The following is a 25,157-nucleotide window of genomic DNA, read 5'->3' as shown; positions in this document are numbered from 1 at the left end:
AGCCGCGCGCGTCCTAGTCCATAAGTTATGAAGATTTTGTTTCTTGGCGATGTGATGGGCCGGGCCGGACGGCGGGCGATCACCGAAAATCTGGCGCGGCTGCGGCGCGACTGGAAGCTCGATTTCATTGTGGTCAATGGCGAGAATGCGACCGGCGGCATGGGGCTTTCGGGCGCACATGCCAAGACGTTGCTAGAGGCCGGGGCCGATTGCCTGACCCTTGGCGATCACGCTTTCGACCAGAAAGACATGCTCAGCTTTATCGAGCAAGAGCCCCGCGTGATCCGCCCGCTGAACTTTTCTAAGAATGCACCGGGCAAGGGGGCCAAGCTGTTCACAGCGCAGAATGGCAAGAAGGTCTTGGTGACCCAAGCGCTCGGCCAAGTCTTTATGAAACGCCCCTTTGATGATCCCTTTTCGGCGCTGGAGCCGGTGCTGAAAACGCACCCTCTGGGCGGAATGGCGCAGGCGATCATCGTCGATATGCACTGCGAAGCCACGAGCGAGAAGATGGCAATGGGCCATTGGTGCGACGGGCGGGCGAGCCTTGTTGTCGGCACTCATACCCATGTGCCGACCGCCGATGCGATGATCCTGCCGGGCGGGACGGCCTACCTCAGCGATGCGGGCATGTGTGGCGATTACCATTCGGTCATCGGCATGGACAAGGCCGAGCCGCTGCGCCGTTTCATCACCGGCATGCCGCGCGAACGTTTCACCCCCGCCAATGGCGAGGCAACGCTGTCGGGTGTCTATATTGAGACCGATGACCGCACGGGCCGCGCCACACGGATCGTGCCGGTGCGCGAGGGCGGTGCCTTGCAGGCCAGCGCACCTTAAGTTCAGCACGGCGCGGCGACGCGTCGCGCTTGCACCGAAGGCCGCAATCGGCGTAACTGGACAACGGCCTTTTGCCCGAATGACAGGTTCTTGATGGAATTTTTCAGCTTCTCTCCGATGGAGACGGCGGTGCTCACCCTCGTGGTCGTCGGCATGATGTTCGTGCTTTTCCTGCGCGAAGCTTTCCCTACCGAAGTGGTCGCCATCGCCGGTGCCGCGCTTTTGCTGGCCATCGGCGTCTTGCCCTATGACGATGCGCTGGCGGTGCTGTCGAACCCCGCGCCTTGGACCATTGCGGCCATGTTCATCATCATGGGGGCCTTGGTGCGGACCGGGGCGTTGGATGTGCTAACCCGGCTGGCCGAACGCTCGGCCAAGACCCACCCCAAGACGGCGGTGGCGGGGGTGATCCTGTCGGTCATGGCGGCGAGTGCGATCATGAACAACACGCCCGTCGTCGTGGTGATGATCCCGGTGGTGGTGCAACTCACCCGTACGCTCAATACCAAAGCCTCTAAGTTGCTGATTCCGCTCAGCTATGCCGCGATTATGGGCGGTTCACTCACGCTGATCGGCACCTCGACCAACCTGTTGGTCGATGGTGTGGCGCGGTCGCAGGGGATGGCGCCGTTTGGGATCTTCGAGATCCTTCCCGTGGGTCTTGTCGTCTGCACATGGGGTTTGATTTACATGCTGTTTTTCGCCGACAAACTGCTGCCCGCGCGCGACAGCATGGCGAATATGCTCTCGGACCGCTCCAAGATGAAGTTCTTTACCGAGGCGGTGATCCCCCCTGAAAGCAACTTGATTGGCCGCGAAGTGCTGGACGTGCAGCTGTTCAAACGCGAGGGCGTGCGGTTGATCGACGTGGTGCGAGGCGACGATTCATTGCGCCGCAACCTCAAAGGCGTTGAGCTTCAGGTCGGGGACCGCGTGGTGCTGCGGACCCAGATGACCGAGCTGTTGAGCCTGCAAAACAACAAAGAACTGCGCCGGGTTGACCAGCTTTCGGCGGTGGAGACCACGACCGTCGAAGTGCTGATCACCCCCGGTTGCCGGATGGTGGGGCGTAGTTTGGGCTCCATGCGGCTGCGGCGGCGCTATGGCGTCTATCCGCTGGCGGTGCATCGGCGGAACCAGAATATCGGCCAACAGCTTGACCAACTGATCGTCAAAGTGGGGGACACGCTGCTGCTGGAAGGCGCTGCAGAGGATATTCAGCGTCTGGCCAGCGAGATGAACCTCGTTGACGTGACCCAACCCTCGGCCCGTGCGTTTCGGCGGGGCCATGCGCCGATCGCCATCGCGGCGCTGGTGGGCATCGTCACACTGGCGGCCTTCAACGTCGCGCCGATCTTGGCTTTGGCCGTGATCGCCGTGGCCGTGGTGCTGGTGACCGGCTGTATCGACGCAGAGGAGGCATTCTCTTTCGTCGAAGGGCGCTTGTTGGCGCTGATCTTTGCCATGCTGGCCGTGGGCGCTGCCCTGCAGAACTCAGGGGCAATTGCGCTGATCGTCGACAATATCGCGCCGGGATTGGCACAGTTGCCGCCGTTTTTCATCATCTGGGCGGTGTTCCTGCTGACCACGACCCTTACCGAGATCGTCAGCAACAATGCTGTGGCAGTCATCATGACGCCGATCGCCATCAGCCTCAGCGCCGCCCTTGGCATGGACCCGCGCCCGCTGGTTGTGGCGGTGATGATCGCGGCCTCCTGCGCCTTTGCCACGCCCATCGGCTATCAGACCAACACGCTGGTTTACGGGCCGGGGGGGTATAAATTCACCGATTTCATGCGCATCGGGATCCCGCTGAACCTGAGCATGTCGCTGTTGGTAAGCGCGGTGATCCCGCTGTTTTGGTAACTCAGGCGCTGCGCTGCTTTTCGGTCTGGGCGACGATCGCTTCAAATCCCGCCTGCGCCTCAAGGAAGTTGCGTGTCAGCGGCGCGGTGAGTTCGGATTGGTCCGAGAAATAGGCCCCAACCCGGCAGATATGCGCCGCGAATTCGGGGTGCACGCCTGCATCGTCATAGCGCCGGATGCGGTCTTTGCTCAGCCAGCCACGTTTCTTGGCTTCCTTGCTGATCAGTTTAAGCCGCTGCACGGCATGGAAGGTCAGGTAAACCGAAAGGTAGTCAAGGTAGTCGGGCAGGGGGATGCCGCAGGTGGGATCGAAGGCGTCGATCACCACGTCGACCATGTCCTGCGGGGCGACGGGCCACGCCTCATCCCCGATCAGCCAAGCGATGTCTTCGGCGCCATGGCGCAGCCCGGCATATTCAAAATCGAACCAACGCAATTTGTCATCCCGGCCAATCGCGGCATTGCCCGACCGGCAGTCCCACTTCACGAATTGCCGCGCCGGGGCGTTGATACGTTCATAGGCGGCGGTGCGGTCGAACTGGTCTGAAATGCCGCCCCCGAGGTCCTTTAGAAAGTCCACCGCATCAACGAAGTTCAGCACCCAATCGCGGTTGTTGCCCAGATGCGGCATGATGGCGTTCAACTCGGTCTGGCGCGCGGCGCCATGGATGCGAAAAATGGCCGATACGGCCTCTCCCGCAAGATCAAGCTGTACCGCTGGCGCGACCTGCGCGACCTCAACATTGAGGCGGCGTTTGCCGACATCGGATTGGAACATGATCTCACCCACCACACCCAGACATTCGGGCAGGTCGCTGCAATGGCGGCCAAGTTCGGTCAGCACATGGGCTTCTAAATGGGTGCGGCGAAAGTTCGGGCGCAGGGTTGCGATGACGGTGCGATCGGTCAGGTGCAGCCGGAAACTTGACCGGTTCTCACCACCGGGGGCCGATACCCGTGCCACGTCTTGGCCAAAATGCTTGCGCGCCGCTGCGACGATCTGCGCCTGAGCGCTTTGTTCCTTGGGTCGTGCCATGGGGCCTCCGCTGGTGTTTCCGTCTGTCTAGGCGTTTTGACGGTCGAGGGTACGGCGGGTTTTGGGCAAAACAAAGGCAATTTCAGCCTATCCGGCCGGAGTGATTCGCCGCCATTCGGTATGTTTGGCCTATACCAAAGGACAATGCGTCTGCGCGGCGCGTTACTGTTTCGCGATTATGTCGACATCTGGCCTCATTCATCGAAAAAATGGAAAGAATTTGCCGAAAGAGAATTGCGCCTGTTAGTTTCGCAAGTCTGTGGGGGACGTGGCGCTGCAAAGCGGTCGCGACTGCAAAAGTATATGAGGGATTGGTGTCATGGGTTACAGATTCTCTAAAGGTTGGAACAGTAAAGACGATAGCTGGTCCACCGATGGTGCGGCGGGCAGCGGTTGCGACGCCAGCGGAACGAAGTCCTATCACAACGGCGGGGTAGAGGGATCCTCCTTCGCGAAATGGTATGACGAAAACCTGGCCGGGAAGTTCGACGGGAGCGATGACGGCAAGGGTTCTGGTTCTGGCGGCACCAAGGGTTCTGGTTCGGGTGGCACCAAGGGTTCCGGCTCTGGTGGTACCAAAGGCACCGGCTCTGGCGGCACGAAGGGCGCCGGTTCTGGCGGCACCAAGGGTTCTGGTTCGGGTGGCACCAAGGGCACCGGCTCTGGCGGTACGAAGGGCTCCGGCACTGGCGGCACGAAGGGTTCCGGTTCTGGCGGCACGAAGGGTTCCGGCACTGGCGGTACGAAGGGCTCCGGCACTGGCGGTACGAAGGGCTCCGGCTCTGGCGGCACGAAGGGTTCCGGCACTGGCGGCACGAAGGGTTCCGGCACTGGCGGCACGAAGGGCACCGGCTCTGGCGGTACGAAGGGTTCCGGCTCTGGCGGCACGAAGGGCTCCGGTTCTGGCGGTACGAAGGGCTCCGGCTCGGGTGGTACGAAGGGCTCCGGCTCTGGCGGCACGAAGGGTTCCGGCTCGGGTGGCACGAAGGGCTCCGGTTCTGGCGGTACGAAGGGCTCCGGCTCTGGCGGCACGAAGGGTTCCGGTTCTGGTGGCACGAAAGGTTCTGGTTCGGGCGGTACGAAGGGCTCCGGCTCTGGCGGTACGAAGGGTTCCGGTTCTGGCGGTACGAAGGGCTCCGGTTCTGGTGGTACGAAGGGTTCCGGCTCTGGCGGCACCAAGGGCTCCGGCACTTGCGGAACGAAGGGCTCCGGCTCTGGCGGTACGCAAGGTAGTGATACCGGTGGCGACGATAAAACCGTTCTGAAATTCCTGATGGGGGAGAATGGAGAGACCACAGTCGCCGTCACTGAGATGCCTAATGGCGAGTTGCACTTCAACCTATCACCCACAGACCCTGAAGCTGAGTCCCACGCAGATATCAACGGACTTTTCTTCAATGTGACTGACGGGAGTGCGATCGAAGAACTGAACTTCTTCCCTGATGTGAACGCCGAGGGGTATCACCTCACGGACGTGAAGGCTGTTGATGACGGAGTTGACGGTTTCACCGACGGTCCCCAAGCGGGGGGCAATTTTGATGTCGGTCTGCAGTTCGGCACGACCGCTGATAGTTCGGAAGGGGAGGTCAGCAGTACCAACTTTACCCTGTGGACCTTTCCCGGCTCACTGTCGTTCGAGGATATCGATCTGAGCGGGATGCGCCTCGTCGTCGACTCGGACGAGACTGGCGGGGAAGTTCTTGAGGTGACGGGTATGGTCGATCCCGACATGGCCGACCCCGACGCCGCCGACACATCCGACGGCGCGACCGCTCTTTTGGACGCGCTCAGCCTTGCCTCCATGCCTTCGGAGGAAGACGAAGAGCCCGACCTCTGTGAGGACGACGCTTTCGACATGGCCTGATGGCCCGTCCCTTAAACAAGAAAGGCGCGTCCCTCGGGGCGCGCCTTTTGTTTGTGCGGCCCCCCACTCTCAGCGCTTGCGAAACCAAAGCACAAAGGGCAGGGCCCCCAGATACATGGTAATCCCATAGACCGCCGAGGGCAGGGCGTAGGCGCTGAACCCCGAGGCTTGGCCCGATATCAAAGCGGCGAGGGTGATGCCCAGCGTGGCGTTCTGAATGCCGACCTCAATCGAAATCGTCTTGCGCGTCCGCCACGCCAGCCCCGCGGCCCCGGCGATGCCCAGCCCCAGCAGCATTAAAACGACGTTAAAGCTGATGAGCGCAGGCCCGAGGCTGGCGAGGTTCTCAGCAAAAAGGCTCCAGTTCCCGGCCAAAGCGGCCAGCACGATCAGCACAAAAAGCAGCGCGGCGAGGGCCGAGAGACCCGGCTCGATCCGCAGGGCCAAGGCAGGCGCGCCGTGGCGCAGCAGCAGCCCAAGCGCGACGGGCAGGGTGGTGATCAGAAACATCGCCATGGCAAGTGTTGCGACCGACACATCCGGGGTCGCATCGCCCATGAAATGCCGCACGGCGATGGCGGTGAAGATCGGCACGGTCAGAATGCTCAGGAGCGAGACGACCGCCGTCAAAGTCACCGACAGCGCCACATCGCCCCGCGCGAATTTGCTGACCATGTTCGAGGTCACCCCGCCGGGGCAGAAGGACAGGATCATCAGCCCCACCGCCAGCTCTCCGCTGAGGCCAAAGGCCGTGGCGACGGCCCAAGCGGCGGCGGGCACCAGCACCACTTGGCACAGCGCGCCCAACCCGAAAGCGCGCGGGTATTTTGCAACGCGGGTGAAGTCTTGGACCGTAAGGCCGACCCCCAGCGACAGCATGATGATCGCCAAAGACAGCGGCAGTACGACGTTGATTAGAATATCCATTTGTCCCCCCTAAAGCTGAAATCAGCCTAGGGGCGACAAATGCGATCTGGCAAGCCTGACGCGCGCCGGGGGCGCGACGTCAAAGTGGCCAAAAGACGAGGATCGCGGGGATCGACACCGCGACGACGATGATCTCTAGCGGCAGCCCCATGCGCCAATAGTCGCCAAAGGAATAGCCGCCGGGGCCAAGGATCAGGGTGTTGTTCTTATGTCCAATCGGCGTGAGGAACGCCGAAGAGGCCGCCACCGCCACCGCCATCAGGAAGGGGTCGGGCGACACCCCGAGCGTCTGCGCCATCTGGATGCCCACCGGGGCGGCGACGATTGTCGTCGCCGTGTTGTTCAGCACATCCGACAGCGACATGGTCACCACCATGAGCACCGTCAGCACGACCCATGCGGGCAGCCCCTCGGTCAGCCCCACCAGCGCGCCCGCGATCAACTCGGTCCCGCCCGAGGTTTCCAGCGCCGCGCCCAGCGGGATCATGGAGCCCAAAAGCACGATCACCGGCCATTCGATATGAGTATAGAGCTCCGACAGCGGCACGATCTTGGCCAGCACATAGCCCACGACCACCAGCCCAAGCGCAATGGGCAGATAGATCAACCCAAAGGAGGCCGCCGCCACCGCACCTGCGAACATGCCGATGGCAAGCCACGTCTTGCTGTCTTGGGTCACGGCAAGGCCACGGTCGGCCAAGGGCAGTACGCCCAGCCAGTCGGTGACATGGGCCACCGTGTCACGCGGCACCAGCAGCAAGAGGATGTCACCGGGTTTCAGCTCGGTTGTGCGCAGCTGCGAGGTGATCTTGCGGCCTTGCCGAGACAGACCCAGAAGCACCGTGCGCTGGCGCCACGAAAGGCCCACCGCCTGCGCCGTGCGACCATTGAGGCGGGACCCTTCGGTCACCACGACCTCGACAATCTCGACCCCGTCGCCATCGGCCAGCAGCAGGTCTTCGCGGTCACTGTCCGCCAGCGCGAGGTTCAGGGTGCTGCGAAATTCGTCCAGCGCGTCGGGCGTGGCTTCCAGCACGATCGCGTCTCCGGCCTGCAGCACCACATTGCGCGCGGTGCCATAGCGCCTCTTGCCGTCCCGCATCAGCCCAAGGATCGCCACATCGGCCTTATGTGCTTCTTCCTGTAGCTCTGCCAGACGCTTGCCGATCTGCTTATTGCCCTCGGGCACGGTCAACTCGGCGATATATTCCGCGATATCATCAGCTTCGATCATCGCGTCTTCGCGGGCGGGGATCAAACGCCAGCCGATCAAGGCCACGAAGATCAGCCCGGCAATGGCGGCCAAACCGCCCACCGGGGCAAAGTCGAACATCTTGAAAGGCGCCCCCAGCGATTCCTGCCGGATCGACGCGATGATAATATTGGGCGGCGTGCCAATCAGCGTGGCCATGCCGCCAAGGATGGTGGCAAAACTCAGCGGCATCAGGCTTAGCCCCGGCGCGCGGCCCGCTTTGCGCGCGGTCTGAATGTCGACCGGCATCAAAAGCGCCAAGGCCGCCACGTTGTTCATAAAGGCCGAGAGCACCCCGCCGACGGCCCCCATGATCGAGATATGCGCGCCCAAGCTGCGCGAACTGTCCACCAGCGTGCGGGTGATCAACATCACCGCGCCCGAACGCACCAGCCCGGCGGAAACCACCAGCACCAGCGCCACGATCAGCGTCGCCGGATGGCCAAAGCCGTCAAAGGCGTTTTCCGTGGGCACCACCCCCAGCACCACCCCGGCCATCAGTGCGCCAAATGCCACGATGTCATAGCGAAAGCGGCCCCACAGCAGCAGGCCAAAGACCGCGCCAAAGAGGGTAAAGAGAATGATCTGATCTGTGGTCATATATCCGGTCTAACGTGGTTGCCCCAAAGGAGGAAAGCTAAGCACAGGCCGGGTGGCTTGTTCCAGCGGTGATGCTGGCATATAGAGTGGCGCAAACGCATTGCCAGAACGAGGTATTCATGGCCGGTCACTCCAAATGGGCAAACATCCAGCATCGCAAGGGCCGTCAGGACAAGCTGCGCGCCAAGGTGTTTTCCAAACTTTCCAAGGAAATCACCATCGCGGCCAAGATGGGCGACCCCGACCCGGAAAAGAACCCGCGTCTGCGCATGGCCGTGAAAGAGGCCAAAGGCCAGTCCATGCCCAAGGACAACATCGAACGCGCCATCAAGAAGGCCGTGGGCGGTGAGGGCGAGGATTACGAAGAAATCCGCTATGAGGGCTATGGCCCGAACGGCGTGGCGGTGATCGTGGAAGCGATGACCGACAACCGGAACCGCACCGCTTCGACCGTGCGCTCGACCTTCACCAAGAACGGCGGCAATCTGGGCGAGACAGGCTCGGTCGGCTTTATGTTCGAGCGCAAGGGCGAGGTCATCTACCCCGCGTCCGTGGGCGACGCGGACACCGTGATGATGGCGGCGATTGAGGCCGGAGCCGAAGATGTCGAAAGCTCCGAAGACGGTCACGTCATCTATTGCGCCGACACCGATCTCAATGATGTATCGACAGCGCTCGAGGCGGAACTGGGCGAGTCGGAATCGACTAAACTGATCTGGCGTCCGACCACCACCACCGAGATGGACCTTGAGGCCATGGAAAAGCTAATGAAGCTGGTCGATGCGCTTGAGGAAGACGACGACGTGCAGCGCGTCACCACCAATTTCGAAGCCTCTGATGAGGTTATGGCGCAGCTTTAACGCGCCCCTTGCACCAGCGCCTCGCGCGCCGCAGCCCTTATGGCGGCGGTGAGCGGGGCAAGCGCGGGGGCCATGATCCGCGCGACCTGCCAGTAAAGCGGCACATCCAATGGCAATGCGTCGTCGAGCGAGACGAGGCGGCCTTTCTCCATATCCTCAGCCACCAGAGGGGCAGGGTTCATGCCCCAGCCCAAGCCTTCGCGCGCCGCCGCCACGAAGCCGTGACTTGAGGGCAGGTGGTGGCTGGGCGGGGTCAATCGCTGCCTGGTTTTTTGCATCAGCCAGCGCCCCTGCAGTTGATCCTTGCGGTTAAAGGTCAGCATCGGCGCTTGGCCCAGTGTCTCGGTGGTGACGCCTTGGGCAAACCATTTCTTCATATAGGCGGGGCTGGCTGTGGGGTGATAACGCAGCGCGCCCAAGGGCCGCAGATCACAGCCCGGTGCGGCGCGGGCTTGTCCGGTCACAGCCGCGCTGACCTCTCCACGCCGCAGCCAATCGGCGGAGGTGTCTTGATCGTCGATCACCAGATCAAACAGCATCTCCGGTATCTGCGCCAAGGCCGGGATGAGCCATGTCGCCAGTACATCCGCAGGCACCGCCAGCCGCAGCCGGGGCGGGGACGTGTTGCCGCTGACGCCCAATGCCTGCGCTTCGAGCAGGGCCACGTCTTCGGCATGTTTCGCCAGCCGCTGGCCCGTCGGCGTGCCGGTACAGGGTTGGCCGCGCAAGACCAGCGTGGTGCCGACTCGATCCTCAAGCGCCTTCACCCGCTGCGAGATGGCGGAGGGGGTGACCCCGAGCGCCGCCGCCGCCGCGTCAAAGCTGCCAAGTCGCAGGATGCTCGCCAAAGCGGTCAGTTGGGCGCTGTCTAGCTGCATAAGTTTTTCTAATCCAAGCGAAGACTATTGAATTTGAGTAATCTGTACCGCCGCGGTAGGCAAAAGCAACCCAAGACAGGACGCCCCAATGCTGACCTCATTCCTCCCCGGCTTCGCTCTCAGCCTCACTCTCATCATGGCCATCGGCGCGCAGAACGCCTTTGTCCTGCGCCAAGGGCTGCGGCGTGAGCATGTGCTGGTGGTGGTGTTGGTCTGCGCCACTTCGGATGCGATCTTGATCACTGCCGGTGTGGCCGGTTTTGGCGCGCTGGCCGAAGCGGCACCGTGGTTCGGGCCACTGATGCGCTACGGCGGCGCGGCCTTCCTGCTGTGGTACGGTTGGCGCAACGCCGTGTCGGCATGGCGCGGCGGTGAGGGGTTGGAGGCCGAAGGGCAGGCCACCCGCAGCTTGGGCAAGGCGGTCCTAACCCTGCTGGCCCTGACCTGGCTGAACCCGCATGTTTATCTCGACACATTGGTGCTGCTTGGTTCAATCTCGGCGCAGTATCCCGACCGCCTGAGCTTTGGGATCGGCGCAGCGTTGGCGAGTTTCGTGTTCTTCTTTGCCCTCGGCTATGGCGCGCGGCTGCTTGCGCCGCTTTTCGCCAAGCCGCGCAGTTGGCAGATTTTGGACGCCGTCATCGCCGTGACCATGTGGGGGATTGCGATCAAATTGCTTGCGATGTGAATAAAAGTGCCGCGCCCATCTTGCCCTTGGCAGCACTTTGGGAAAGGGTCGCGACATGACACAAAACCCCGCGACCACCCCCGACATCCCCGTTCCCGCCAATCGCCCGCTTGTCGGGGTCTTTTGGATGCTGGTGACCGGGGCATGTTTCATCGGCGTGACCGCGCTGGTCAAATACATGGGGCCGCGCCTGCCCTCGGCAGAGGCCGCATTCCTGCGCTACGCCATGGGGCTGGTCTTTGTTCTGCCGATCCTGCGGTCGCTTTTGTCGACCCCCGTTAGCAAGCGCCAGTGGGGGCTTTTCGGTCTGCGCGGGTTCTTTCATGCGGGCGGGGTGATCTTGTGGTTCTACGCCATGACCCGCCTTCCGATTGCCGAGGTCACGGCGATGAACTACCTCGCGCCGATCTATGTCACTGTCGGCGCTGCGATTTTTCTGGGCGAAAAGCTCGCGGCACGGCGCATCGTGGCGGTCTGTCTGGGGCTGGCGGGCGCGGCGATCATCCTGCGACCGGGTTTCCGCGAAGTTTCGACCGGGCATCTGGCGATGCTGCTGGCGGCGGTGGTGTTTGCGGGGTCTTACCTCTTGGCCAAGGTGCTGGCGGATGAAGCGCGGCCTGTGATGATCGTCACCATGCTGTCGATCTTCGTGACCATCGGCCTTGCGCCCTTCGCCTTCACCGTTTGGATCACGCCCACCGCGCAGGAGTTGCTGATCCTCGCCGGCGTCGCCTTTTTCGCCACGGCGGGGCATTTCACCATGACGCTGGCATTCGCCGCCGCCCCCGTGACGGTGACGCAGCCGGTGACATTCCTGCAACTGGTCTGGGCCACGATCCTTGGTGTGGTGGTCTTTGCCGAACCGGTGGACATCTGGGTGGTGCTGGGCGGAGCCGTGATTTTGGGCTCGGTCACCTTTATCACATGGCGCGAAGCAATGCTGAAACGGCAGGTCACGCCGCCCTCCCACGCCACGAAATTCTGACGTACCACCCCGCCGGGCGGTACTTGATTGACGAGTCAATAAAGATTCCCCTATCCTGAGGCGGTCAACACTGCCCCAAGGACCCGAATCCAATGCCCAAAGTCGGAATGGAACCCATTCGCCGCTCTGCGCTGGTCAAAGCCACCATCGCCGAGATTGGCGAAGCTCAGTCGCTGGATGTGACGGTGAGTCAGATCGCCAAGCGGGCAGGCATGTCGAGCGCGTTGGCGCATCACTATTTCGGCGGCAAGAATCAGATCTTCCTCGCCGCGATGCGTCATATCCTGTCGGAATATGCCGCCGGGGTGCGCGAACGGCTGGCCACGGCCCGCACGCCGCATGACCGGGCGGCGGCGATCATTGTCGCCAGTTTCGACGACACCGGCTTTCATCCTGGCACGATTAGCGCGTGGATGACGCTTTACGCCCATGCCCGCACCAATCCCGAAACGCGGCGGCTGCTGACAGCTTATCAAAGCCGTCTGCGCTCGAACCTCACCCATGCGCTGCGCCCGATCAGCCCCCAACCCGAAGGCGACGCCGACACATTAGCGGCGCTGATTGATGGGCTCTATCTGCGCGCCGCGCTGTCGGACGATGTCAGCGCTGCCGAAGCCATGACCCGCGCGCTCTATACCCTCGACCTGCTGCTGAAAGCGGGCCGCTGAACACTGCGGAGAAGGGCGGCATTGCCGCGCTCCGCCTCCTCGAACACTCCGCCCCTCAGGCAAGAAAGTATCTTTGATGTCTTATGATCCCCAGCCCACAGCCAGCCATTTCATCGACGGCGCCTATGTCGAAGACACGGAGGGCACGCCGATCCCGGTGATCTATCCCGCCACGGGCGAGACGATCGCCACGCTCTATGCCGCCACGCCTGCGATCGTTGAACAAGCCATCACCTCGGCCCGCAAGGCGCAGGCCGCATGGGCCGCGATGACAGGCACCGAGCGGGGCCGCATCCTGCGCCGCGCCGCCGACATGATCCGCGAGCGCAACCACGACCTGTCGGTGCTGGAGACCTATGACACCGGCAAACCCTATCAGGAAACCTCTGTCGCCGATGCCACCAGCGGGGCCGACGCGCTGGAGTATTTCGGCGGTCTGGCGGGCAGCCTGACGGGCGAGCAGATCCAACTGGGCGAAGACTGGGTCTATACCCGCCGCGAGGCGCTTGGCCTGTGCGTGGGCATCGGCGCGTGGAACTACCCCACGCAGATCGCCTGCTGGAAAGCCGCGCCGGCGCTGGCCTGCGGTAATGCGATGATCTTCAAACCGTCCGAGACAACGCCGCTCTGTGCGCTGAAAGTGGCTGAGATACTCGTTGAGGCCGGGCTGCCTGCGGGCCTGTTCAACGTGGTGCAGGGCATGGGCGAGGTGGGGCAATCGCTGGTCACCGACAGCCGCGTCGACAAGGTGTCGCTGACCGGATCCGTCCCAACGGGCCGCAAGGTCTATGCCGCCGCCGCCGAGGGCATCAAACATGTCACGATGGAGTTGGGCGGCAAATCCCCCATGATCGTCTTTGAAGATGCCGATATCGACAATGCCGTGAGCGGCGCGATCTTGGGCAACTTCTATAGCTCCGGCCAGATTTGTTCGAACGGCACGCGGGTCTTTGTGCATCGCGACATCAAGGAGGCGTTTCTTGCGCGGCTGTCTGAGCGGTTGGAAAACGCCGTGATCGGTGACCCGATGGACCCCGACACCAGCTTTGGCCCCATGGTCAGCGACCGCCAGATGCAGATCGCGCTGGACTATGTGGCGAAGGGTGAGGCCGAGGGCGCGCGGCTGGTCTATGGCGGCAAACGGATTGAGCGCGACGGTTTCTACATGCAGCCGACCGTCTTTGCCGATGTTAAAGACGACATGGTCATCGCCCGCGAAGAGATTTTCGGCCCCGTCATGGCCGTGCTCGATTTTGAGGATGAGGCCGAGGTCATGGCCCGTGCCAATGCCACGGAATTCGGCCTCGCCGCTGGTGTCTTTACCCAAAACCTGACCCGCGCACATCGCGTGGCCGCCGGGTTCGAGGCGGGGACCTGCTACATCAATACCTATAATGACGCGCCGGTCGAAGCGCCCTTTGGGGGCATGAAGAACTCCGGCGTGGGCCGCGAAAACTCTAAGGCCGCGATCAACCATTATAGCCAGTTGAAGTCGGTCTACGTCCGCATGGGCGATGTCGAAGCGCCGTTCTAAGCAACGGAAAATTAGGCCGCAGCGCATAAAGCCGACACCGTCGGGCGCTGCCCCGCACCCGTGCGGATTTGCGGAAGGTAAGTGGAATGGAAGCTGAATTTGTAATCGTCGGGGCGGGGTCTGCGGGCTGCGCCATGGCCTACCGTCTGGCCGAGGCGGGGCGGAAGGTGATCGTCATTGAACATGGCGGCAGCGACGCGGGGCCGTTTATTCAGATGCCCGCGGCACTCAGCTATCCGATGAACATGCCGCGCTATGACTGGGGCTATAAATCCGAACCCGAGCCGCATCTGAACGGGCGCGAGTTGGTCTGCCCGCGCGGCAAGGTGATCGGCGGGTCATCCTCGATCAATGGAATGGTCTATGTGCGCGGCCATGCCAAGGATTTCGACCATTGGGAAGAAAGCGGCGCGCAGGGCTGGGGCTATGCCGACGTGCTGCCCTATTACAAACGCATGGAGACCTGGCACGAAAACGGCCATGGCGGCGATGCGGCGTGGCGCGGCACAGACGGCCCGCTGCACGTCAGCCGCGGCCCGCGCGAGAACCCGCTGTTTGACGCTTTCGTACAGGCGGGCTCGCAGGCCGGTTACCAGATGACCGAAGATTACAACGGCGAGAAGCAAGAGGGCTTTGGCCCGATGGAGCAGACGGTCTGGAACGGGCGGCGCTGGTCGGCGGCCAATGCCTACCTGCGGCCTGCACAGAAAACCGGGAATGTGACGCTGATCCGCGCGCTGGCGCAGCGCGTGGTGATCGAAGAGGGCCGCGCCGTGGGGGTCGAGGTCAAGCGCGGCAACCGCACAGAGGTCATCCGTGCGCAGCGCGAGGTGGTGCTGGCCGCGTCATCGATCAACTCGCCGAAACTGCTGATGCTGTCGGGGATCGGTCCGGCGGGTCATCTGGCGCAGCACGGCATCAATGTTGTCGCAGACCGTCCCGGCGTGGGGCAGAACCTACAAGACCATTTGGAGCTCTACATCCAGATGGCCTCCAGCCAGCCGATCACCCTTTATAAGCATTGGAACTTGCTGTCGAAGGCTGTCATCGGCGCGCAGTGGCTCTTTACCAAGACCGGTATGGGCGCCTCTAATCAGTTCGAATCCGCGGCCTTCATCCGCTCGAAGCCCGGCGTGGAATACCCTGATATTCAATACCATTTCCTGCCCATCGCCGTGCGTTACGACGGGCAGGCAGCAGCGGAGGGGCACGGGTTTCAAGCCCATACAGGGCCAATGCGCTCTAAGTCGCGGGGCGACATCACCCTGCGGTCAGCCGACCCGGCAGATGCGCCGAAAATCCGCTTTAACTACATGTCGCATCCCGACGATTGGGAGGAGTTCCGCACCTGCATCCGCCTCACACGTGAGATTTTCGCGCAGGAGGCTTTCAAGCCTTTCGTCAAACATGAGATCCAACCCGGCGACGCGCTGCAATCGGATGCGGAGCTTGACAGTTTCATCGCCGAACATGCGGAAAGCGCCTATCATCCCTGTGGCACCTGCCGCATGGGCGCGGCCGACGATCCGAACGCCGTGGTCGACCCGCAGGCGCGGGTGATTGGGGTTGAAGGGCTGCGGGTGGCCGACAGTTCGATCTTTCCGCGCATCACCAATGGCAACCTTAACGCGCCCTCGATCATGGTGGGGGAAAAGGTCTCGGACCTGCTTTTGGGCCGCGATCCACTGCCTCGGGCGAATGACGAACCTTGGCTGCATCCCAATTGGCAGGTGGCGCAGCGCTGATCATTAACCTGTCTTAATCTCCTCCCTTGAAGCTGACGGGGCAGGGCGTCATACCTGCCCCATGTTAAAGATTTGTTCACTTTTCGCCCTCAGTCTCACGCTGAGTTTCGCAGCAGTATCGGCTGGGGCGCAGACCGTGTCGGGTGTGGTGCGCGTGATCGATGGGGATACCTTCGATCTTGGCGGCACGCGCATCCGCTTGCACGGAATCGACGCGCTTGAGGCAAGCCAGACCTGCGAAACCGATGGCGGGCAGGCTTGGGCCTGCGGTGATTGGACAACGAGAGAGGTGCGCGACAGATACCAAGGGGCCGAAGCGCGCTGTGAAGCGCTGGACCGTGACCGATATGATCGCATCGTCGCCCGCTGCCATGTCGGCGGTGTCGACGTAGGGCAGGCGCTTGTGCAAGAGGGGCTGGCCTTTGCCTATCGCAAATATTCGATGGACTATGATCTGGAGGAGAAGGCAGCCTTTGTCGCAGGGCGTGGCATTCATGGGTTCAAGACCATCTCTCCGGCCCGCTACCGCGTGACCCGCCGCAGCAGTTCAGAACCGGCCCGGCCTGAGGGGAGCTGCCAGATCAAGGGCAATATCAGCGCCAAAGGGACCAAGATTTACCATATGCCGGGGCAGGATTTCTATAGCCGCACCCGCATCAGTACCCGCAAGGGAGAGCGTTGGTTCTGTTCCGAAGCAGAAGCCCGCGGTGCTGGCTGGCGGCGGGCGCGGCGCTGATCACTCCACCCGGTAGGGCAGGGTATCGCGCAGATGCGGGTCGACGACCAACTGCCGTTCCAGCGGCGGGACGGAGCGCTGGTGGCAATCCCGGCGCTCACAAATGCGGCAGGAAATGCCAATCGGTTCAAAGGCATCGCTGCGGGTGACATCCATCCCATCGGCATAGACGAGTGCCGCCGCATGGCGCACCTCGCACCCCAGTGAGATCGCATAACGCCGCACCGGCGCGCCAAACCGCCCCGCCGGCTTCGAGATGTCCCGCGCCAGACTGATATAGCGCACCCCGTCCGGCGTTTCGGCCAATTGGCGCAAGAACCTTCCCGGCGTTTCAAACGCGCGGTGGACATTCCAAAGCGGACAGGCCCCGCCAAAACGCGCGAATTGCAACCGGGTGGCAGAATGGCGCTTGGTGATCGTGCCCGCCTGATCGACCCGCACAAAGAAAAAGGGCACCCCCTTTGCGCCGGGCCGCTGGAGCGTCGAAAGCCTGTGCGCCACCTGCTCAATCGAGGCGCCGAAATGCCCAGCCAGCACCTCCAGATCATGGCGGCAGTCCTGCGCCTTTTGCAGGAATCGCCCGTAAGGCAGCAGCGCCGCCCCAGCAAAGTAATTGGCCAACCCGATCTTGGCGATATCCCGGGCGGCGGCGCTGTGGAACCGGGCAAGATCAAGCGTTGCCTCCAGCAGCGCGTCCTGCTGGGTCAGCGCCACTTGGAGCAACATTTGAAAGGTCTGCGTCTCAGGGGCTGCACGGGCCGACAGATGCAGCGTTTTGCGCGCGGGATCATAGGCGCGCAGGCGGTCGTCATCCTCAAAGATCACGGTCACGCCAGCGCGTTCAAGCGCGGTTGCCGCGGTCGCCCGCGTATCGTTACCGCTGCCCGCGCGGGTGGCGAAATGCTCTGCTGCGCGGTCGACGGCATCAATGTAATTGTCGCAATAGTGAAAGAAATCCCGCACCTCCTCCCAAGGGGAGGGCATCGCCCGAGCGTCCTCGCGGCCCAAGGCTTCGTCCAGTGAGGCCAGTCGTTCATGCACCTGCCGGTAGCTTTGGTGCAGGGCGAGAAACGCATGGGCCAGACCCGGCGCGTTGGAGGCGGTGAGGCGCAGATCGGCCACCGGGGGTGTCTTTCCGGCGAAGATCGGATCGGCCAGCGCCTCGCGCAGATCGCTCACCAATCGCTCTCCATCTCCGCTGGAAAGCTCGGTCACGTCGAGCCTGAACTCCGACGCCAGTGCCAGTACCACATTGGTACTGACGGGCCGGTTGTTGTTTTCCATTTGGTTGAGATAGGGCAAGGAGACGCCAAGCCGGGCGGCGAAGTCTTTCTGCGTCAGCCCCGCACGGGTGCGGGTCTCTCGCAGTTTTACACCGGCATAGAGTTTCTGGATCGCCATCCGCGCACCTTTGCAAATTTGCATTTCGCGGCAGCGTAGCTTTGCAAACCCCCGCTCGCAAGCCCGAGGCGGGGGTACTGCTAGGTTAAAGCCCCAGGGCTTTCTCGCGCCGGATCACCACCCAGATGGAGGCGACCGAGGCGATGGCGGTCAGCAGCATCAACCACAATAGCGGATAGGCCCCGGTCTCTGGTGTGAGCAGGGCCCCGGCCAGCGCGCTCAGCGCCGCGCCACCGACGATCATAATCGCCCCGCCAAGCCCAGAGGCCGTCCCCGCCAGATGCGGGCGCACCGACAGCATCCCGGCCGTGGCGTTGGGAATGCACAGGCCATTGCCCAGCCCCACCAGCGTCATCAGCCCGAAAAAGCTGAGCGGGGAGCCGTATCCCGCAAGGAATATCAGCAGCGACACCGTGCCGCCCACGGCGTTTGAGATGCAGCCCCAAAGCACCAAGGTATTGACGCCAAAGCGGGTCGCAGTCCGCGCGGTGATGAAGTTGCCAATAAAATACCCGACTGCGGGCGCGCCGAAATAAAGGCCAAGCACCGCAGGCTCCATCCCGAAAACCACGGTGCCCACGAAAGGCGCGCCGCCAAGATAGGCAAAGAAAGCGCCCGAGCAGAAGCCCGTCGCAAGCGCATAGCCCCAAAACCGTGGCGAGCGGAGCAGTTCGGGGTATTCGCCGAACTGCTGGCCCAGCGATTTGCCACTGGCGCGGGCGGTTTCGCCCAAATCCGCCCAAGCCACCCAGAACACCAGCCCGCCGAGGATCAGCATCGCCCAAAAGGAGGCCTGCCAGCCAAACCCCTGCTCCAACAAGCCGCCCAAGGCCGGGCTGATCATCGGCACCAGCGCCATGCCCATGGTGACATAGCCGATCATGGAGGCCGATTCGTCTTGGGTATAAAGGTCGCGGATCACCGCACGGCTCAGCACCATGCCCGTGGCGATGACGGCCTGCGCCATACGAAAGACGAGGAACACGGCGATGTTCGGAGCGAGCAAGCAACCAACCGTGGCCAGGGAAAAGATGCCCAGCCCCCAAAGCATCACGCGCCGCCGCCCGAGGTTGTCGGATATCGGCCCAATGAAGATTTGCAGTATGCCACTGAAGAACAGGTAAAGCGGCACCGAAAGCTGAATCACCGCGTAATCCGTGCCAAAATGCTCTGCCATCTTCGGCAGGCTGGGCAGAAAGATGTTCATCACCATGGCCGAAAGCCCGGCCAGCAGGATCAGCGTTGAAATATGGGGCGGGGTCGTCCGGTCTAGATACCGGACTTTGGGGATATCGCTCATGCAAATGCAAGTAGTCGCGGGCATGGGAAATGTCCATGTTAACTAGATTGTTTTGCAACTTTTCATTTTGCTTGGGTGCGCCTGTATTGATTTTGCAAATTTGCAAAATTGCTCTTTGGTCAGTTGCGCTCCTCCGATAGACTGGCCGAAATCACAATAGGGGTGCGTCATGAAAGACATTCTCGAACAACTGGAGCGGCGCCGCGAAGATGCGCGTTTGGGCGGCGGACAGGCGCGGATCGATGCGCAGCACGGTCGCGGCAAGCTCACCGCACGGGAGCGTGTCGATCTGCTGCTCGACGAAGGCTCGTTCGAAGAATTCGACATGTTCGTCACCCACCGCTGCACCGATTTTGGCATGCAGGATCAAAAGCCCGCAGGCGATGGCGTGGTCACCGGTTGGGGCACGATCAACGGCCGCCTCGTCTATGTCTTCAGTCAGGATTTCACCGTCTTCGGCGGCTCCCTTTCGGAAACCCACGCTCAGAAAATCTGCAAGATCATGGACATGGCGGTGCAGAACGGCGCGCCCGTGATCGGCATTAACGATTCCGGCGGCGCACGTATCCAAGAAGGCGTGGCAAGCCTCGCGGGCTATGCCGAGGTTTTCCAGCGCAACATCGAAGCCTCCGGCGTGATCCCGCAGATCAGCGTCATCATGGGCCCCTGCGCGGGCGGCGCGGTCTATTCGCCCGCGATGACCGACTTCATCTTCATGGTCAAAGACAGTTCTTACATGTTCGTCACCGGCCCCGATGTGGTGAAAACCGTCACCAACGAAGTCGTCACCGCCGAGGAATTGGGCGGCGCCTCGACCCACACGCGCAAATCCTCTGTCGCCGATGCGGCGTTCGAAAATGACGTAGAGGCGCTGGCCGAAGTACGCCGCCTCGTCGATCTGCTGCCCGCCAACAACCGCGAGAAACCCCCGGTCCGCCCCTTCTTCGACGATCCCAACCGGATCGAACCCTCGCTCGACACGCTGGTGCCGTCGAATGCCAACACCCCCTATGACATGAAGGAACTGATCCTCAAACTGGCGGATGAGGGCGACTTTTACGAAATCCAAGAGGAATTCGCCAAGAACATCATCACCGGTTTCATCCGTCTCGAAGGCCGTACCGTCGGCGTGGTCGCCAACCAGCCGATGGTGCTGGCGGGCTGCCTCGACATTGATAGCTCGCGCAAAGCGGCCCGTTTCGTGCGGTTCTGCGATGCTTTCGAAATCCCGATTCTGACCCTCGTGGACGTGCCCGGCTTCCTGCCCGGCACCGGTCAGGAATTCGGCGGCGTCATCAAACACGGCGCGAAACTGCTCTTCGCCTATGGCGAGGCGACCGTGCCGATGGTCACCGTCATCACGCGCAAAGCCTATGGCGGCGCCTATGACGTGATGGCTTCCAAACACCTGCGTTCGGATTTCAACTACGCATGGCCCACCGCCGAAGTCGCCGTAATGGGGGCCAAAGGCGCTACAGAGATCATCCACCGCAAGGATCTGAAGGATCCCGAAAAGATCGCCAAACACACGAAGGATTACGAAGACCGTTTCGCCAACCCCTTCGTCGCCGCCGAACGCGGTTTCATCGACGAGGTGATCCAGCCCCGCAGCACCCGCAAACGGGTCGCCCGTGCCTTCGCGTCATTGCGCAACAAAAAAGTGCAGACCCCGTGGAAGAAACACGACAACATCCCGCTCTGAGCACCATCATGCAGCTTCATCCTTTCTTAAATACCGATCCCACCGAGGCCGCGCGCGGAACCCTCGGCGGGCTGGGTGGTTTTCCTTGCAAAGGAGGGCCGGATCATGCCGAATTCATCAATCAAGGACGAAGAGACCTACAAGTCCCTGCGCGAGGATGGGGCGAGCAAGGAGAAAGCCGCCCGCATCGCCAATGCGCAGGCCAACGACAGCCAGCATCCCGGCAAGAAGGGGGGCAAACAGCCACCCTACGAGGATTGGACCAAGGACGACCTCTACGACCGGGCGCAGGAACTCGGGATCGAGGGGCGTTCGGATATGGACAAGGACGCGCTGATCGACGCTTTGCGCAATCACTAGGCGCTCTGCTGCGCCGAGCTTGCCTGCCAGCTTTGCTGGCGGGGGGGCTCGCGTCTCCGGCACGGGCGATTGACGTTCCCTCGGGGCAAGTTATTGACTTGCAAGAGGTTCTTGTCGAGGAATTGGGCGGTGAGACTTGGCTTCGCTTTCGGTTCATTGCGCCGCAGATCGCCAAAGGGCCGGAGGCCATCGCCTATGACCTCGCCGCTCCAGACATGGAGCATCTCTGCGCGGTGGTCGCCCTCCCTTACATGACCGAACATGCGCTTGCGGGGCAGGTGATCGTCGTCTCCCTTGCTGACCGCCCGGTGGAATTCGGCGCGGCCGACCCCGAAGCGACCCAATATTTCGAAGCTTTCCGTGCCCAAGATGACGCTTGCATCTGGGAGGGTTTGTGATGCGCAGGCAAGATCTTGCAAGAATCCGCCGATCCTCCAATTGGAATGATGCTTTGGAGTCACAACGCGACCGATTGCGCTTGCAACCATATCCATTGCTATGTGAATCGCATATGATGCGGTCAAGGAATACCCACGTATCCCTTACCTCAGAACCCGGGCTTGGCCGGCATGTTGTCGCGTCAGGTTCATTTAACATCAATAGGAGATATACATGTCCAAGAGCATCAAGTTGCTGGCAGCTATCGGTTTCGTCGCAGCTGTTTCGGCCTGCGCACAGCAAGAAGAAGAGTTCGTCGTGGTTGAGCCCGAGCCCATCTCGGTCGAGCCCGTCTACACCGGCAAGTACAAATAATGCCGTTGCAGGGCAGGCGTTTGCGCCTGCCCTGATCCCAGCCACCCCTGCAACCGGGAGGGGTGTCTGATGCCCGCCTATATGCTAAAACACCGCGGGTTCCCCGGGCGACTGCCCGGCACCGATTTCCAATTCACAATTCGCCGTCCGAACCCCAAGGGGGTCACGCCCATCACCCGGCGTGAGCGTCGCCCTGACCGCCGCGCGCCTGACCGCCGCGCCGATGCCGCCTTTGTCAAAGCCCTGTGGGAAGCCTTTGGCGAGCATCCTTTCGAGCGTGGCAATCTGGATGCGGGCCGTCTGTCGTGGCTCTTTGGCCGCGAGGTGCTGCCGGCTACCGATCCCTTTGATCCCGCCGATTACGAAGCTTTGCTCGTGCTCGACGTGGCCGCAGCCCGTGCCGCCTTCCCTGAAGCTTTCGAGGGTTGATCGGCATGATGTCGCCCCGCCTCTACGCAGATCAGCACAGCCTTGCCGAAGTCCGGCCGCCTCAAAGGGCGTGCTTGGCGCTGGCGCAGGCTTGGGGCAGGTTTTGCGTGGCTGGCGGCGCGTCTTTTGCTCTTCGTGCCGTCGGACATGAAGACCATACCCCTTCCCCTAACGGGCAGCCGCTGCGCAACCGCGCCGCGCTGCCCGACTTTTCGGCGGGGTGGTTTTCGCGCCACAGGGCAACGGGCCGGAAAATTGACCGGGAACTTGTCAAACGGCAGGGCGTTGGTCGGACAGTAGATAGCAGTGAAGGAACAGGCACATGTCAATTCGTAACATCATTCTCGCGCTTGGCGCGACAGCCGGTCTTGCCGCATGTGGCAACACCATCGGCGAACAGGGTTTGGGCGGCGCAGCCGTGGGCGCAGGTGCGGCAGCCGTCACAGGTGGGTCGCTGGCGCAGGGCGCAGCCATCGGCGCCGCAGCCAACGTCGGTTATTGCCAGCTTAACCCCGGCAAATGTAACTGATCTCGCCCCATTAACCGCTCTGCCTGCCATTGGCGCGGGCAGGGCGGTTTCCCCCTCCATCTTTATCTCTACAGGCACCCGCGCAGCTATGGCTGACGCGGCATTTTGCGTGGCCTGTTACCGTCAAAGGAACTGCTGATGTTTGACAAGATCCTCATTGCCAACCGGGGCGAAATCGCCTGCCGCGTGATCAAGACCGCTAAGAAGATGGGTCTGACCACCGTGGCGATCTATTCCGATGCGGATGCGCAGGCGCTGCATGTGGAAATGGCGGATGAGGCCATTCACATCGGCCCGCCCCCCGCGAACCAGTCCTATATCGTCATCGACAAGGTGATGGAGGCCGTGAAACAATCCGGCGCGCAGGCGGTCCATCCGGGCTATGGTTTTCTCAGCGAAAACAGCAAGTTTGCCGAGGCGCTTGACGCTGTTGGCGTGGCTTTCGTCGGCCCGCCCGTTGGCGCCATTGAAAAGATGGGCGATAAGATCACCTCCAAAAAGATCGCTCAGGAGGCGGGTGTCTCGACCGTGCCGGGCTATATGGGGCTGATCGAAGACGCCGAGGAGGCCGTGAAAATCTCCAACGAAATCGGCTACCCGGTGATGCTCAAAGCCTCGGCTGGCGGCGGCGGCAAGGGCATGCGGATCGCTTGGAATGATGAAGAGGCCCGCGAGGGTTTCCAGTCGTCCAAGAACGAGGCGGCAAACTCCTTTGGGGATGATCGGATTTTCATCGAGAAATTCGTCACCCAGCCCCGCCACATTGAAATTCAGGTGCTCTGCGACGCGCATGGCAATGGTATCTATCTGGGCGAGCGGGAGTGTTCGATCCAGCGCCGCAACCAAAAGGTCGTCGAAGAGGCACCGAGCCCCTTCCTTGATGAAGAGACCCGCAAAGCCATGGGCGAGCAGGCCGTCGCACTGGCGCAGGCCGTGGGCTACACCAGCGCGGGCACGGTGGAATTCATCGTCGATGGCGACAAGAATTTCTACTTCCTTGAGATGAACACCCGCCTTCAGGTGGAACACCCGGTCACCGAACTGATCACCGGTGTTGATCTGGTCGAGCAGATGATCCGCGTCGCTAATGGCGAGAAACTGTTGATCACCCAAGACGATGTGACTTTGACCGGTTGGGCCATCGAAAACCGGCTCTACGCCGAAGACCCTTACCGTAGTTTCCTGCCGTCCATCGGTCGTCTGACCCGCTACCGCCCGCCGCAGGAAGTGGCCGCCGGGCCGCTGCTGGAGCAAGGCACATGGCAGGGCGATGCACCGAGCGGCGAGATGGCCGTGCGCAACGATACCGGCGTCTTTGAGGGCGGCGAAATCTCGATGTATTACGACCCGATGATCGCCAAGCTTTGCACATGGGCCCCGACCCGCGAAGAGGCGATTGAGAAGATGCGCGTGGCGCTCGACAGTTTCGAGGTTGAGGGCATCGGGCATAACCTGCCGTTTCTCTCTGCCGTGATGGATCACCCGAAATTCGTCTCGGGCGAGATGACCACCGCCTTCATCGCCGAGGAATATCCCGAAGGTTTCGAGGGTGTGACCCTGCCTGAGGGCGAGCTGCGCCGCATCGCTGCGGCCTGCGCTGCGATGCACCGCGTAGGCGAAATTCGCCGCGCGCGTGTCTCGGGCCGGATGGACAACCACGAGCGCAAGGTCGGCAGCGATTGGAACGTAAAGCTGCAGGGCGAGAGTTTCGACGTGGTCACCAAGGCCGATCCCGAAGGGGCGACGGTGGCCTTTGGCGACGGCGGCGAAATGCGCGTCAGCGGCGATTGGACACCGGGCGACCAACTGGCCGAAATGACCGTCGATGGCGCGCCTCTGGTGCTGAAGGTTGGCAAAATCTCTGGCGGCTTCCGTATCCGCACCCGCGGAGCGGATCTGAAAGTCCATGTCCGCACCCCGCGTCAGGCGGAACTGGCGGCCCTCATGCCCGAGAAACTGCCGCCCGACACCTCCAAGATGCTGCTCTGCCCGATGCCGGGTCTGGTGGTGAAACTCGACGTGGAAGTGGGCGATGAGGTCCAAGAGGGCCAAGCGCTCTGCACCATCGAGGCGATGAAAATGGAGAACATCCTGCGCGCCGAGAAGAAGGGCGTGGTGAGCAAGGTCAACGCTGGCGCGGGCGACAGCCTTGCGGTGGACGATGTCATCATGGAGTTCGAATAGGGTGCGATGCGCTGGCGATC

Annotated in this window: 23 protein-coding genes; 17 read left to right on the top strand and 6 right to left on the bottom strand. The window is 62.1% G+C overall.

Features of this window, described 5'->3' with window-relative positions; genetic code table 11:
• Nucleotides 1-27 precede the first annotated feature (27 nt).
• Nucleotides 28-840: a TIGR00282 family metallophosphoesterase gene (locus K3762_RS13225; RefSeq protein ID WP_120351558.1), complete on the top strand. Its 813-nt coding sequence runs from the start codon at nucleotides 28-30 to the stop codon at nucleotides 838-840.
• A 93-nt stretch (nucleotides 841-933) separates the two neighbouring features.
• Nucleotides 934-2,706, top strand: a complete 1,773-nt coding sequence (locus tag K3762_RS13220; protein WP_120351557.1) for an SLC13 family permease — start codon at nucleotides 934-936, stop codon at nucleotides 2,704-2,706.
• Nucleotide 2,707: 1 nt separating this feature from the next.
• On the opposite strand, the gene K3762_RS13215 is transcribed toward K3762_RS13220, so the two are convergent.
• Nucleotides 2,708-3,742, bottom strand: coding sequence for a hypothetical protein (locus K3762_RS13215; RefSeq protein ID WP_132444423.1), 1,035 nt, complete (start codon nucleotides 3,740-3,742; stop codon nucleotides 2,708-2,710).
• A gap of 319 nt (nucleotides 3,743-4,061) precedes the next feature.
• Here K3762_RS13215 and K3762_RS13210 point away from each other — a divergent pair, with 319 nt between their 5' ends.
• Nucleotides 4,062-5,606 carry a hypothetical protein gene (locus K3762_RS13210; RefSeq protein ID WP_260009874.1) on the top strand — a complete coding sequence of 515 codons (1,545 nt, stop codon included), beginning with the start codon at nucleotides 4,062-4,064 and terminating at the stop codon, nucleotides 5,604-5,606.
• 69 nt (nucleotides 5,607-5,675) lie between these two features.
• Here the strand turns inward: K3762_RS13210 and K3762_RS13205 are convergent, their stop codons facing one another.
• Together K3762_RS13205 and K3762_RS13200 are read right to left on the bottom strand one after the other, a co-directional pair.
• Nucleotides 5,676-6,533 (bottom strand): bile acid:sodium symporter family protein, encoded by an 858-nt coding sequence (locus K3762_RS13205; RefSeq protein ID WP_260009872.1) that lies wholly within the window; start codon nucleotides 6,531-6,533, stop codon nucleotides 5,676-5,678.
• 79 nt (nucleotides 6,534-6,612) lie between these two features.
• Nucleotides 6,613-8,385 (bottom strand): SLC13 family permease, encoded by a 1,773-nt coding sequence (locus K3762_RS13200; protein WP_120351553.1) that lies wholly within the window; start codon nucleotides 8,383-8,385, stop codon nucleotides 6,613-6,615.
• A gap of 119 nt (nucleotides 8,386-8,504) precedes the next feature.
• Between K3762_RS13200 and K3762_RS13195 the strand changes: the two genes are divergently transcribed.
• Nucleotides 8,505-9,245, top strand: a complete 741-nt coding sequence (locus tag K3762_RS13195) for a YebC/PmpR family DNA-binding transcriptional regulator (protein ID WP_260009863.1) — start codon at nucleotides 8,505-8,507, stop codon at nucleotides 9,243-9,245.
• On the opposite strand, the gene K3762_RS13190 is transcribed toward K3762_RS13195, so the two are convergent.
• Entirely contained in the window at nucleotides 9,242-10,123 is an 882-nt protein-coding gene (locus K3762_RS13190) for a LysR family transcriptional regulator ArgP (protein ID WP_260009861.1), read from the bottom strand. The two genes, K3762_RS13195 and K3762_RS13190, sit on opposite strands and share 4 nt — an antisense overlap.
• A gap of 88 nt (nucleotides 10,124-10,211) precedes the next feature.
• Here K3762_RS13190 and K3762_RS13185 point away from each other — a divergent pair, with 88 nt between their 5' ends.
• From K3762_RS13185 to K3762_RS13160, 6 genes are all read left to right on the top strand, one after another.
• The gene (locus K3762_RS13185; RefSeq protein ID WP_067936692.1) at nucleotides 10,212-10,811 is read left to right on the top strand and encodes a LysE/ArgO family amino acid transporter; all 600 of its coding nucleotides are present in this window, start codon (nucleotides 10,212-10,214) and stop codon (nucleotides 10,809-10,811) included.
• Between the two features lie 55 nt (nucleotides 10,812-10,866).
• Entirely contained in the window at nucleotides 10,867-11,796 is a 930-nt protein-coding gene (locus K3762_RS13180; RefSeq protein ID WP_120351551.1) for a DMT family transporter, read from the top strand.
• A 92-nt stretch (nucleotides 11,797-11,888) separates the two neighbouring features.
• Nucleotides 11,889-12,464 carry a choline-responsive transcriptional repressor BetI gene (gene betI / locus K3762_RS13175; RefSeq protein WP_120351550.1) on the top strand — a complete coding sequence of 192 codons (576 nt, stop codon included), beginning with the start codon at nucleotides 11,889-11,891 and terminating at the stop codon, nucleotides 12,462-12,464.
• Nucleotides 12,465-12,540: 76 nt separating this feature from the next.
• A complete protein-coding gene (gene betB / locus K3762_RS13170; RefSeq protein WP_260009858.1) occupies nucleotides 12,541-13,998 on the top strand; it encodes a betaine-aldehyde dehydrogenase in 1,458 nt (485 codons plus the stop codon).
• 86 nt (nucleotides 13,999-14,084) lie between these two features.
• Entirely contained in the window at nucleotides 14,085-15,743 is a 1,659-nt protein-coding gene (betA, locus tag K3762_RS13165) for a choline dehydrogenase (protein ID WP_260009855.1), read from the top strand.
• 61 nt (nucleotides 15,744-15,804) lie between these two features.
• Nucleotides 15,805-16,479, top strand: coding sequence for a thermonuclease family protein (locus tag K3762_RS13160; RefSeq protein ID WP_120351547.1), 675 nt, complete (start codon nucleotides 15,805-15,807; stop codon nucleotides 16,477-16,479).
• Here the strand turns inward: K3762_RS13160 and K3762_RS13155 are convergent, their stop codons facing one another.
• A complete protein-coding gene (locus tag K3762_RS13155; protein WP_120351546.1) occupies nucleotides 16,480-17,880 on the bottom strand; it encodes a short-chain fatty acyl-CoA regulator family protein in 1,401 nt (466 codons plus the stop codon).
• 85 nt (nucleotides 17,881-17,965) lie between these two features.
• A complete protein-coding gene (locus K3762_RS13150; protein WP_260012821.1) occupies nucleotides 17,966-19,180 on the bottom strand; it encodes a multidrug effflux MFS transporter in 1,215 nt (404 codons plus the stop codon).
• A gap of 169 nt (nucleotides 19,181-19,349) precedes the next feature.
• On the opposite strand from K3762_RS13150, the gene K3762_RS13145 reads away from it, so the two are divergent.
• The 7 genes from K3762_RS13145 to K3762_RS13115 all read left to right on the top strand — a co-directional run bounded on the left by K3762_RS13145 (nucleotide 19,350) and on the right by K3762_RS13115 (nucleotide 25,137).
• Nucleotides 19,350-20,882, top strand: a complete 1,533-nt coding sequence (locus tag K3762_RS13145; RefSeq protein WP_120351544.1) for an acyl-CoA carboxylase subunit beta — start codon at nucleotides 19,350-19,352, stop codon at nucleotides 20,880-20,882.
• Between the two features lie 105 nt (nucleotides 20,883-20,987).
• Entirely contained in the window at nucleotides 20,988-21,242 is a 255-nt protein-coding gene (locus K3762_RS13140; protein WP_067630224.1) for a Rho termination factor, read from the top strand.
• Between the two features lie 32 nt (nucleotides 21,243-21,274).
• Complete coding sequence (locus K3762_RS13135; protein ID WP_120351543.1) at nucleotides 21,275-21,640, top strand: DUF6497 family protein; 366 nt, start codon at nucleotides 21,275-21,277, stop codon at nucleotides 21,638-21,640.
• Nucleotides 21,641-21,854: 214 nt separating this feature from the next.
• Nucleotides 21,855-21,995 (top strand): hypothetical protein, encoded by a 141-nt coding sequence (locus K3762_RS13130; RefSeq protein WP_162931863.1) that lies wholly within the window; start codon nucleotides 21,855-21,857, stop codon nucleotides 21,993-21,995.
• Between the two features lie 81 nt (nucleotides 21,996-22,076).
• Nucleotides 22,077-22,424, top strand: coding sequence for a hypothetical protein (locus K3762_RS13125; RefSeq protein ID WP_067941107.1), 348 nt, complete (start codon nucleotides 22,077-22,079; stop codon nucleotides 22,422-22,424).
• A gap of 322 nt (nucleotides 22,425-22,746) precedes the next feature.
• A complete protein-coding gene (locus K3762_RS13120; protein ID WP_067630227.1) occupies nucleotides 22,747-22,953 on the top strand; it encodes a hypothetical protein in 207 nt (68 codons plus the stop codon).
• 138 nt (nucleotides 22,954-23,091) lie between these two features.
• Nucleotides 23,092-25,137, top strand: a complete 2,046-nt coding sequence (locus K3762_RS13115; protein WP_132445212.1) for an acetyl/propionyl/methylcrotonyl-CoA carboxylase subunit alpha — start codon at nucleotides 23,092-23,094, stop codon at nucleotides 25,135-25,137.
• The last annotated feature ends 20 nt before the right edge of the window (nucleotides 25,138-25,157 follow it).

Origin of the sequence: Sulfitobacter sp. W074 (genome assembly GCF_025142275.1) — a bacterium.
Taxonomy (GTDB): domain Bacteria; phylum Pseudomonadota; class Alphaproteobacteria; order Rhodobacterales; family Rhodobacteraceae; genus Sulfitobacter; species Sulfitobacter profundi.
This window is presented reverse-complemented; position numbering and strand designations above follow the sequence as displayed.